Consider the following 10,938-nt stretch of genomic DNA (forward strand, 5'->3'; position numbering starts at 1 on the left):
GTGAAGCCGGACGGCGCAAGATTTCTCAGATCACTCGATATATATCTGTGGGTTGGGCTGTTGCCCAGAGTATCGGGATTTCGCTGTGGCTTCAACGCTACGCACTTCCAGGGCATCAAGGCATTTTCTTTGTCGTTAGTACTGTGATGGCTTTGACGGCTGGCTCGATGTTTGTGATGTGGATTTCGGAACTGATTACCGAACGCGGTATCGGTAATGGTGCTTCACTATTGATCTTCTTGAACATCGTGGCTGTTTTGCCCAAATCGCTAGGCGATACTATTAACCTCGCTCAAAGTGGCGATAGCTCGATTCTGACGCGCACGGTTGCCCTACTCGGTGTCTTTGCGGTGATGACTGTCGGCATCGTCTTCGTCCAAGAAGGTACGCGTCGAATTCCGATTATTTCCGCTCGTCGTCAAGTCGGGCGTAGAATCCAGCGCGAACGGACTAGCTACTTACCTCTCCGCCTCAATCAAGGTGGAGTCATGCCAATTATCTTTGCCTCTTCAGTTTTGGTATTACCTAGTGCCCTAGCTTCTTTTGCTGGTAAAAGCGTGGGTGCAGATGGCAATCTGAGTGCTGTCAGTCAAGCGGTGGTTAATGTTGCTAATGTGCTGGCACCAGGAACGCCAGCACATGTGGCATTCTATGTGGTGTTAATTGTCTTCTTTAGCTACTTCTACAGTTCCCTCGTTGTCAATCCAGTGGATATGGCGCAGAATCTCAAGAAAATGGGTGCGAGCATTCCTGGCATTCGTCCTGGGGTCGCTACGAGCAAATATATCTCGGGGATTCTGTCGCGATTGACTTTGCTAGGTGCGGTCTTTTTGGGTGTTGTTGCTACAGTACCCACCGCGATCGAGAGTTCGCTAGGTGTGACTACTTTCCGAGGCTTTGGAGCAACATCTCTATTGATTTTGGTCAGCGTTGCGATCGATACTGCCAAACAAATTCAAACCCTGGTGATCTCGCAACGTTACGAAGGGATGATCGGTAAGGATTAGGCTTTAGGTATTAGGCTTTAGGCTTTAGGAGAGAATGTCGTTAATCGATAGTATTTAGATCCTGAATCGTCTAATGCCTACTCTCTACTTTATACTGCCTAAAACCTAACACCTAACACCTAACACCTAAACTATGACCAGACTAATTTTTCTCGGTGCCCCTGGCGCGGGCAAAGGCACGCAAGCCCAGATTCTGGCCGAATCCTGTGGCATTCCGCATATTTCTACTGGCGATATCTTGCGCGCTCAAGTCAAAGAACAGACTGAACTGGGTATCAAAGCCAAAGCTTATATGGATAAGGGCGAGCTATTACCCGACTCGCTGATATTGGATATGATTCGGGCGCGATTGAGTCAAGCGGATGCTGTCAATGCTGGTTGGATTCTCGATGGATTCCCCCGCAATGTCGCTCAAGCTGAATTTCTCGATCGATTACTCACCGAAATCGGCCAAAGTTACGATCTGGTGATCGATATCCACGTCCCACAAGATCGATTGGTCGCAAGATTGCTCAACCGTGCCACCATTCAAAATCGTCCTGATGACACTGAGGATGTGATTCGCCGGCGGTTGGTGGTGTATGACGAACAAACAGTCCCATTGACCGATTACTACCAGCACAAGGGCATTCTCCGCAGTGTTGACGGAGATCGCGAGTTAGCGGAAGTGACTCACCACTTAGAATCACTAGTTAACTAGTAACTAGATTATGTGTTGGCGGTGGAGATTCTGATGCCTACTCAGATATGGGCAGTAGCGAAAGACACAACAGCCTCCTCGCCCCTGTTAAAATAAAACTAGAGCTTGAAAGTGCAAGATTCACCATCGGCTCTCAATTTTTCACCATCCTAATTTGAGGTAAAGATTACTTGTCTAAACAAGATTTGATTGAAATGGAGGGCACAGTTACAGAATCTTTGCCCAATGCCATGTTTCGGGTCGATCTAGATAATGGGTTTAATGTTTTAGCCCATATTTCCGGTAAAATTCGTCGCAACTATATTAAAATTCTTCCTGGCGATCGCGTCAAGGTCGAGCTGACCCCTTACGATCTCAGTAAAGGGCGAATCACCTATCGACTGCGGAATAAAAAATAGTTATCCAAATAGCCATTTAGTATCGATCGAGAAATTCGGGCGGTGATTGCTCAAATCATTACTGAGTAAGCACCCGACTCCCAACGCCTAACTCCCAACTCCCAACTTTCCCCGTCTGGTGGATCGTCCCCAGTCAAATTGTCAGGCGATCGATATGACAATTTGTTGAAAAATGTTATAATATTAAGCTTGCAGTGTTGACAAAATTGGCATGAAAGTCCGAGCGTCTGTCAAAAAGATTTGTGAAAAGTGCCGCGTCATTCGTCGGCGCGGTCGGGTTATGGTCATTTGTGCCAACCCGAAACATAAACAACGTCAAGGTTAGATGACTAGTCCAAGTTGCTAGTTAGTCATTGAAACCGAGATGAGATTCCATGGTGATCGAGTGAAAACAATGGGTCGGGCGAGTTGCTTCAGTCCCCATCCAGACCTTTTCAATCCCCTCGATCGCCTTCAAGAGCAAAGTATAGTGGAGAAACAAGTGTGGCACGGATAGCAGGTGTAGACCTCCCTCGCGACAAACGCGTGGAGATCGGTCTGACATACATCTTTGGTATCGGCTTAACCCGATCCAAAGCAGTATTAGCAAAAACGGGTGTAAATCCGGATACGCGAGTTAAAGATTTGTCAGATGCTGATGTCGCCCTCCTCCGGGAGCGCGTCGAAAGTGACTATCAGATCGAAGGCGACTTACGTCGGTGGGACTCGATGAATATCAAGCGATTGGTAGACATCGGCTCCTATCGCGGGCGGAGACATCGGATGGGTTTACCCGTTCGCGGTCAACGCACGCGCACCAATGCCCGTACTCGTCGCGGTCGTCGCGCTACAGTCGCTGGGAAGAAGAAAGCTCCCGGCAAGAAATAACATGGTTCGATGGTTGTGGCAACCTAGCAATAGCCAATTGGCGATTAGTAGCTTTAGAATCTTCTCCACCCATATTAGTGGCGATCGATCGAGATGCTACTCCTCGCCAATTAGTGTGTCTATAGCTCCAGTCACAGCTCAACTAGGCGGATGGCAACCGTAAAAATTAGTTCGATGGCTATACTACCTGAAGATCTAATTCGATCGAGCGCACCAAGTCTAGCGATCGCGCCCGACAGCAGTGGATATTTATATCGATTACCTCATTGACATTTTCTAATACATAGACCGACATGGCTCGACAACCTAGTAAAAAGACTGGCCCAAAAAAGCAGAAGCGCAATGTTCCTAACGGCGTAGCTTATATCCAGTCAACATTCAACAACACGATCGTCACCATTTCTGATGCAAATGGCGACGTGATCTCCTGGGCTTCTAGCGGATCTAGTGGATTTAAAGGTGCGAAAAAAGGCACCCCCTTTGCCGCCCAAACAGCCGCAGAAAGTGCTGGCAAGCGGGCAATGGATCAGGGGATGCGGCAGCTTGAAGTGATGGTCAGCGGACCTGGAGCTGGTCGTGAAACAGCGATTCGTGCGCTCCAAGGTGCAGGGTTAGAAATCACCCTCATTCGTGATGTCACTCCAATTCCTCACAACGGCTGCCGTCCTCCAAAACGGCGGAGAGTCTAAATTAATTGGAAATTTGTATTTTGCATGACCGGGTTTGGCGTTGGCGCATAGCCTCTCCTTTGGAGAATCGCCAAAATTGGGAATGATGAATTATGAGTTGTTAGGTTCGCAAAGATTGGATGGCAACCTCGCCGCAATCTGTCAAAAGTTTAAGTAAGTACAAACTGGGTAGGGAGGGTCACTCTGTGGCGCAGTTTCAGATCGAGTGTGTCGAGTCTAAGACCGAGTCAAATCAAAGTCAATATAGCAAGTTCATCCTAGAGCCGTTAGATCGGGGTCAAGGTACAACTATCGGCAACTCGCTCCGACGGGTACTGCTGTCCAACTTAGAAGGGACAGCAATTACGGCGGTCAGAGTAGCCGGACTAATTAGAGACGAAAAAACTGGCGTCAAACCAGGCACGGTCAATCATGAGTTTGCAACCTTAGTTGGTGTCAGACAGGATGTGTTAGAACTCCTGCTGAACATGAAAGAGGTCAAACTCAAAAGTTACACCTCGCAACCGCAAATCGGTCGCTTGAATGTAACCGGACCAGCCGAAGTTACTACCGCTGATTTTGAGTTACCTTCGGAAGTCGAAGTTGTCGATCCCAACCAATATGTGGCAACTGTCGCTGAGGGTGGCAAATTGGAAATGGAATTTCGGATCGAACGTGGCAAAGGCTATCGATCGGTAGATAAATTCCGCGAACAAGGTCTGGCAATGGATCTGCTGCAAATTGACGCGGTATTTATGCCCGTCACGCAGGTTAATTATACGACCGAAGATGTCCGCATCGATGGTGCAGTCGAAAAAGATCGATTGATCCTCGAAATTTGGACCAATGGTAGTCTGACACCCCAAGAAGCATTGAGCGAATCTGCCAAAATTTTGGTCGATCTCCTCAACCCGCTCAAGGACATCAGCTTGGAATCTTTCCAACCAGAATATCCAGATGAAGAAGATCCCTCCAATCAAATTCCAATCGAAGAGTTAAATCTCTCGGTTAGAGCCTACAACTGCCTAAAACGAGCGCAGATTAATTCTGTCTCCGATTTAATGGGCTACACCCAAGAAGATCTCTTAGAAATTAAGAACTTCGGGCTAAAGTCAGCAGAGGAGGTAATTGAAGCCCTCGAAAAACGACTGGGGATCAAACTACCTCACGATAAATCAGTGAAAGCCTGAGGAGATCGGGGCTACAGAGATGAGCGATAATATCGCGACTTCCTGGATTGTTAAGTCCCCACGGTAGTTTGATCGATAGAAGTTTAAATAGATCGTTAAGCCCCACGGTAGCTCGATCGAAGTTTAAGTAGATTGTGATACCTCGCGGTAGCTCGATCTAAGTGAGTAAATTGCGAGTTACCGAAAGCCGACCAGCCAAAAGGTAACTCGATCGATTTACCAGTCCACACCAACAAAATCAAGGAAAAACACCATGCGTCATCGCTGCCGCGTGCCCAAACTGGGCAAGCCAGCCGACCAGCGGAAAGCCCTGTTACGGTCTTTGACAACCGAACTGATCCGCCACGGTCGCATCACAACCACTCTGGTCAAGGCCAAAGCCATGCGCCCAGAAGTTGAGAAAATGGTCACACTAGCCAAATCTGGCACTCTCTCGGCTCGCCGCCAAGCCTTGGGATATATCTATGACAAAGACCTAGTTCATGCTTTGTTTGAAGCAGCCCCCGAACGCTACGGCAGTCGGCAAGGCGGCTACACTCGCGTCGTCCGTACCGTACCCCGTCGGGGCGACAATGCGGAAATGGCGATCATCGAAATGATGTAGGCTGCGGTCGGCGAAGGCTCTAGATTGTTGAGACAAACTAGCCAGCCAATCGCTAATCTGTTATTTGTGAATCAATGGCTAAGCAAAACCACAAACTCATAACTAACAGTCAAACCGAACGCGTTGCCCTAGTCATCCAGTATGCAGGTACTCACCTGTGTGGCTGGCAAAAGCAACCGCAAGGCCGAACAGTTCAAGCAGAAATCGAAAACGCGATCGAACAAGTGCTGGGTCGCTCGGTGAATATCTATGGTGCGGGACGTACTGATAGCGGCGTTCATGCTGCGGCACAAGTCGCCCATTTTGATAATCCCAGCGTCATTCCCGCGACACGATGGGCTTCAGTCCTCAACTCGCGGTTGCCCGATGACATTGTCATCCGTGCTACCGCAGCAGTTAACGATGACTGGCACGCTCGCTTCTCCGCACTCTATCGACGGTATCGGTACACCATCTATACGGCACGACAACCCAATGTGTTTGTCCGTCCCTATAGTTGGCATTATTACCAATCACCGCTGGATATCGAGCGGATCCAAGCCGCTGTAGCACCCATGCTCGGCACCCATCATCTGGCTGCGTTTCATCGGACTGATTCGGGTCGATCGCATTCCTGGGTAGAGATTCAGGATGTCGGTTGTCACCAATTGGGAGATTTTGTCCAGATCGAAATCCAAGCTAATGGATTTTTGTATGGCATGGTCAGACTGCTAGTCGGTTTGCTGATTCAGGTCGGCAATGGCGATTTATCAGTCACCGAATTTACCAATATTTGGCAATCCGAACAGAGATCGCGCGTCAGGCACTCCGCTCCAGCCAAAGGGCTATGTCTGCTCCGCGTCGGTTATCCAGATTTGCCCTTTCCCAAGTCAGTCTGGTACGATACGCAACCCCAATTCTTATTGCCAACACTTTAGGGATATTTATAAATGTTGAGTTTGGCGATCGTCAATCCTCAACCTAAACTCTAACCCGTCACAACTACTCGATCGACAATGTTGGGATTATCTCTTTGAACAAGAGACACTTCTAACACCAAGATCTACCCCATCTCTAACTGATATTAAGATCGTGGAAAAAACCTACTTACCACCAACTCAAACTACCGACGCCAAGTGGTACATCATTGATGCTGCCGACCAACGGCTCGGACGTCTCGCCAGCCAAATTGCAATGGTATTGCGTGGGAAAAACAAACCCACTTTTACCCCCCACATCGATACTGGTGATTTTGTGATCGTGATCAATGCCGAGAAAGTTCAGGTCACAGGCAAGAAAAGCACTCAAAAAATCTACCGCAGACACTCTGGTCGTCCCGGTGGGATGAAAACTGAAGTTTTCGCGAAACTGCAAGTGCGAATTCCTGAGCGGATTATCGAACAAGCTGTCAAAGGCATGTTACCCAAGAACTCAATGGGTAAACACCTATTCACCAAGATGAACGTCTACGCAGGCACTCAGCATCCTCATGCTGCTCAGAAGCCTGAAGTTTTGGTCATCAACACTATTCCTCAAGCATAATCATGGTAGAAGCAAGCAAAAAGGCAGTTTACTGGGGTACAGGTCGTCGGAAATCGGCGATCGCGCGCGTTCGCCTCGTCCCTGGTAGTGGCAAACTAGTTGTCAACGGCAGAACTGGCGAAGACTATTTCAACTTTCAGAGTGGTTACATCTCCGCCGCGAGATCGCCCCTAGAAACTTTGGGTTTAGAAGCTGAGTACGATATCCTCGTCAACGCTCATGGTGGCGGTCTGACCGGACAATCAGATGCTGTTAAATTGGGAGTAGCGCGCGCATTGTGCGAACTCGACCCCAACAACCGCAAACCGCTCAAAGTTGAAGGTTATCTCACTCGCGACCCCCGTTGTGTGGAACGGAAGAAATACGGTCTGCACAAAGCCCGTAAAGCTCCTCAATACTCGAAACGCTAAATCGATTTGGTTTGTTGGTTATCGATCGTTAGCAATTAAGTTCGCTAAATTAAATAAACAACAAACGTCGATTTATAATTCATTGCTGGGGTTTAAGTATCTATTCATGCCAAACCCCAATACCTAACACCTAACACCTAATACCTAATACCTAAGATTGTGGCAAAAGCTGATATTCATCCTACTTGGTACCCAGACGCCAAAGTTTATTGCAACGGTGAAGTTGTGATGACTGTTGGTTCGACCCAACCAGAACTCCGCGTCGATGTCTGGTCTGGGAATCACCCTTTTTACACTGGTACGCAAAAGATTATCGATACCGAAGGTCGGGTCGATCGCTTCCTCAAAAAATATGGAATGATCGATACTACCGCTCCTGCTCCAGAAGCTGCTGCTGACGAAAAGAAATAGCTTAAATAATCTTAAAAACCTAGGGGTGCGATCGATATTTTCGCGTCTCTAGGTTTTTCAATATTTATAAAAATCATCAACCTGTAGGGGCGGGTTTATGCGATATTCTTCGCTTTTAACAATAATCTTCGGACAAACCCGACCCTCACCCACAATTCAATTGCAGGCGGGGGCGGGTGGGTTTCAATTAAATCTTTATTTTTATCGACATTAATGGGATAAACCCACCCCTACAGATCCATAATTTAATACTGGATCTGAATTATTTAAAACCCTAAAACCTAAAGTCTAAAACCTAAAACCTCAGATTATGGCAGAATCATACTTACTCGATAAACTCAGATCCGTCGAACAAACATTTCACGAACTCACTCGCAAACTCGGCGATCCAGATATTGCCAGAGATGCCAGTGAAATGCAACGAATCGGCAAAGCCCGTGCATCGCTGGAAGAAGTTGTCGAAACCTTTGAAACCTGGAAACAAGTTCAAGAAGATATCATTACTACTCGCCAACTCGTCAAAGATTCGGGCAACGATCTCGAACTGCAAGAAATGGCGACCATCGAAGCTGGCGAACTCGAAGCCAAAAGCAACGAACTCGAACAAAAACTCAAAGTTTTATTACTACCTAAAGATCCGAACGATGAGCGCAACATCATGTTGGAAATTCGGGCGGGTACCGGTGGCGATGAAGCTGGAATTTGGGCTGGTGACTTGGTGCGGATGTATTCTCGCTACGCGGAAACCCAGAACTGGAAAGTTTTTCTAGTCAGTGAATCGCTGGCTGAAATGGGCGGCTTTAAAGAAGCCGTGCTGGAGATTAAAGGCGATCGAGTGTATAGTCAACTCAAGTTTGAAGCTGGCGTCCATCGGGTGCAACGTGTACCCCTGACTGAATCTGGCGGACGGGTGCATACATCTACCGCGACCGTGGCGATCATGCCCGAAGTTGATGAAGTCGAGATCTTTATCGATCCTAAAGATATCGAAATGAGTACCGCTCGATCAGGTGGTGCTGGGGGACAAAACGTCAACAAGGTAGAAACCGCAGCGGATCTATTCCACAAACCGACAGGTATTCGGATTTTCTGTACCGAAGAACGATCGCAACGGCAGAATAAAGAACGGGCAATGCAAATCTTGCGGGCGAAGCTATACGATATCAAGCTGCGCGAGCAACAAGAGGAGGTCACTTCCATGCGCCGCTCTCAAGTTGGCACTGGATCTCGATCGGAAAAAATCCGCACTTACAACTATAAAGATAACCGCGCTACCGACCATCGACTAGGACATAATTTTGGCCTAGAGAAGGTGCTGTCTGGCGATCTGGAGGACGTAATTCAAAGTTGTATCTCTCAAGACCAACAAGAGCGATTAGCTGAGTTAGCAGCCTCTACAGGTGGCTAGTGTGAATTCTTTCCTCAGAAAAGGGAACTATTAATTATCAACACGGATTAACCGAAACACCATGTCGGTTAATCCGTGTTCTGATTTCTAAATAATCTTAGTGAAAGGAAAAAATGAAGGATAGCCACCTAAAAAATATAGCGCTATATTTTTTAGGTGGGACAGCAGCCCTGAGAATGAGAAAGAAATTAAAAGCTATAGCTAAATAGCATAACTACAGCAGAACACAATTTCCATTTTCCAAAAAATCTCGGGTAGGGGTAATGTCTTGACTGAAACACATGCGGAGGGAACCTCCGCGTGATTTCAGTCGCTTCATGAATTACCCCTACCCGAGATTTTGACGATCAACCACGTTTCATAGCTCGATCGATATCGCGTTTGTCATCTCGCTTCTTGAGATCTTCCCGCTTGTCGTGGAGCTTCTTACCGCGCACGAGTGCTAGCGTCAACTTAACTCGACCGCGCTTGAGATACATCTTTAGTGGTACCAAAGTCAAACCCTGTTGTTCGACTTTGCCCGTTAGCTTGCGGATTTCGGCTTTGTGCATCAGCAACCTGCGAGTGCGTGTCGGTTCGTGATTGAAATATGCGCTTGTGCTGTTATGTGGCGAAATATGGGCATTGAGCAGCCAGATTTGTCCCTGGCGTAATAAGCCATAACCGTCACGCAGGTTGGCTTTGCCCGCTCGAATAGATTTTACTTCCGTCCCTAATAACTCGACCCCCGCTTCGTAAGTTTCGAGGATTTCGTATAGGAACCGAGCTTGCCGATTGTCGGCCACAATTTTGATACTGTCTGATTTTTCTTTCTCGCTCATCTCTCCATTTTACTATTGACTGTTGAAAACGGTAGTCGAGCTGTGAAAATTTTTGGGTGGAGCGGTGGTGAGAGTTCGATCGAGCTGAGATCGTTTGTGTTGTGAAGATCCGATTTGATCGAGGCAATAATACTTAAATACTACTAAAGAGCTTATTTTATAGTCTTCTGGTACTAATAAAATATGATTTTGTCTAGAGATCTGGACTAATTGGGGAAATTTGGTATAGTTATTCCATCAAAAGCGATTCTGTTAAAAAATATTGTGTTTGATAACAGAAGATGAACATCTGTTGGCGATCGCTAGCGTCTGCGAAATCCTCATCAGCTAAATTGAGGCAGATCGGTCGAATAGTATAAATGGCAGCTTAATATCTCCCACGATGTCGAATATTTTCAATTCAGGAGCAGTATCGATCGAATTGGCGATCAATAGCATCCGATCTAAGTTTGATCGGAAACAAACAATTATTGGTATGATAACGCCTGTTACTACGGCGCATCCTATCTGGCTGGTAAGAAAATATTATGGCTAGTTCTATTGATTTCGGCGGACGTCCGATCCATTTCATCGGTATTGGGGGAATTGGCATGTCTGGACTTGCGTATGTGCTTGCTCGACGTGGATTACCAGTATCTGGTTCCGACCTGAAATCGACAAATATTACTCAGAAGTTGGCAGCAGAAGGCGCGCACATTTTCCTCAAGCAGGATGCGACAAATTTAGATTTTTTTGAAGATCGATCGGCTGGACAAACCCCGCAGATCGTCTGCTCGACAGCAATTGGCAAAACAAATGCCGAGTTGAGTGCCGCCTTAGAGCGCGGCTGTCCGATCTTCCATCGTTCCGATGTTTTGGCTAAACTGATTGGGGAGTATTTCAGTATCGGGGTCTCTGGCACTCATGGCAAGACCACAACTAGCAGCATGATTG

Annotated in this window: 15 protein-coding genes; 14 read left to right on the forward strand and 1 reads right to left on the reverse strand. The window is 47.2% G+C overall.

Annotated features, from left to right (window positions below):
- From secY to prfA, 13 genes are all read left to right on the forward strand, one after another.
- Window positions 1-1,007, forward strand: a 1,007-nt coding sequence (secY, locus tag RMO27_RS17770; RefSeq protein ID WP_309734972.1) for a preprotein translocase subunit SecY, incomplete at its 5' end; no start/stop codon positions are given.
- Window positions 1,008-1,140: 133 nt separating this feature from the next.
- Complete coding sequence (locus tag RMO27_RS17775; RefSeq protein WP_309734974.1) at window positions 1,141-1,707, forward strand: adenylate kinase; 567 nt, start codon at window positions 1,141-1,143, stop codon at window positions 1,705-1,707.
- A 170-nt stretch (window positions 1,708-1,877) separates the two neighbouring features.
- Window positions 1,878-2,105, forward strand: coding sequence for a translation initiation factor IF-1 (gene infA / locus RMO27_RS17780; protein ID WP_041548398.1), 228 nt, complete (start codon window positions 1,878-1,880; stop codon window positions 2,103-2,105).
- Window positions 2,106-2,316: 211 nt separating this feature from the next.
- Entirely contained in the window at window positions 2,317-2,430 is a 114-nt protein-coding gene (gene rpmJ / locus RMO27_RS17785; protein WP_015161734.1) for a 50S ribosomal protein L36, read from the forward strand.
- A gap of 158 nt (window positions 2,431-2,588) precedes the next feature.
- Entirely contained in the window at window positions 2,589-2,972 is a 384-nt protein-coding gene (gene rpsM / locus RMO27_RS17790; RefSeq protein WP_309734982.1) for a 30S ribosomal protein S13, read from the forward strand.
- Window positions 2,973-3,265: 293 nt separating this feature from the next.
- A complete protein-coding gene (gene rpsK, locus RMO27_RS17795) occupies window positions 3,266-3,661 on the forward strand; it encodes a 30S ribosomal protein S11 (RefSeq protein WP_295616775.1) in 396 nt (131 codons plus the stop codon).
- 185 nt (window positions 3,662-3,846) lie between these two features.
- The gene (locus RMO27_RS17800) at window positions 3,847-4,830 is read left to right on the forward strand and encodes a DNA-directed RNA polymerase subunit alpha (protein ID WP_309734998.1); all 984 of its coding nucleotides are present in this window, start codon (window positions 3,847-3,849) and stop codon (window positions 4,828-4,830) included.
- 253 nt (window positions 4,831-5,083) lie between these two features.
- Window positions 5,084-5,434 (forward strand): 50S ribosomal protein L17, encoded by a 351-nt coding sequence (gene rplQ, locus RMO27_RS17805; protein WP_309734985.1) that lies wholly within the window; start codon window positions 5,084-5,086, stop codon window positions 5,432-5,434.
- Window positions 5,435-5,508: 74 nt separating this feature from the next.
- Window positions 5,509-6,351 (forward strand): tRNA pseudouridine(38-40) synthase TruA, encoded by an 843-nt coding sequence (truA, locus tag RMO27_RS17810; protein ID WP_309734987.1) that lies wholly within the window; start codon window positions 5,509-5,511, stop codon window positions 6,349-6,351.
- 154 nt (window positions 6,352-6,505) lie between these two features.
- Complete coding sequence (gene rplM, locus RMO27_RS17815) at window positions 6,506-6,955, forward strand: 50S ribosomal protein L13 (RefSeq protein WP_309734989.1); 450 nt, start codon at window positions 6,506-6,508, stop codon at window positions 6,953-6,955.
- Window positions 6,956-6,957: 2 nt separating this feature from the next.
- The gene (rpsI, locus tag RMO27_RS17820) at window positions 6,958-7,365 is read left to right on the forward strand and encodes a 30S ribosomal protein S9 (RefSeq protein ID WP_396133749.1); all 408 of its coding nucleotides are present in this window, start codon (window positions 6,958-6,960) and stop codon (window positions 7,363-7,365) included.
- A gap of 159 nt (window positions 7,366-7,524) precedes the next feature.
- Entirely contained in the window at window positions 7,525-7,776 is a 252-nt protein-coding gene (rpmE, locus tag RMO27_RS17825; RefSeq protein WP_309734990.1) for a 50S ribosomal protein L31, read from the forward strand.
- A 310-nt stretch (window positions 7,777-8,086) separates the two neighbouring features.
- Window positions 8,087-9,184 carry a peptide chain release factor 1 gene (gene prfA, locus RMO27_RS17830; RefSeq protein ID WP_309734992.1) on the forward strand — a complete coding sequence of 366 codons (1,098 nt, stop codon included), beginning with the start codon at window positions 8,087-8,089 and terminating at the stop codon, window positions 9,182-9,184.
- Between the two features lie 347 nt (window positions 9,185-9,531).
- On the opposite strand, the gene smpB is transcribed toward prfA, so the two are convergent.
- On the reverse strand, window positions 9,532-10,005 hold the full coding sequence (gene smpB / locus RMO27_RS17835; RefSeq protein ID WP_309734995.1) for an SsrA-binding protein SmpB: 474 nt from the start codon (window positions 10,003-10,005) through the stop codon (window positions 9,532-9,534).
- Between the two features lie 527 nt (window positions 10,006-10,532).
- On the opposite strand from smpB, the gene RMO27_RS17840 reads away from it, so the two are divergent.
- Window positions 10,533-10,938: Mur ligase domain-containing protein (locus RMO27_RS17840; RefSeq protein ID WP_309734997.1), on the forward strand; the 406-nt coding region annotated here is incomplete at its 3' end.

The organism is Chamaesiphon sp. OTE_75_metabat_556 (genome assembly GCF_031378165.1).
GTDB lineage: Bacteria > Cyanobacteriota > Cyanobacteriia > Cyanobacteriales > Chamaesiphonaceae > Chamaesiphon.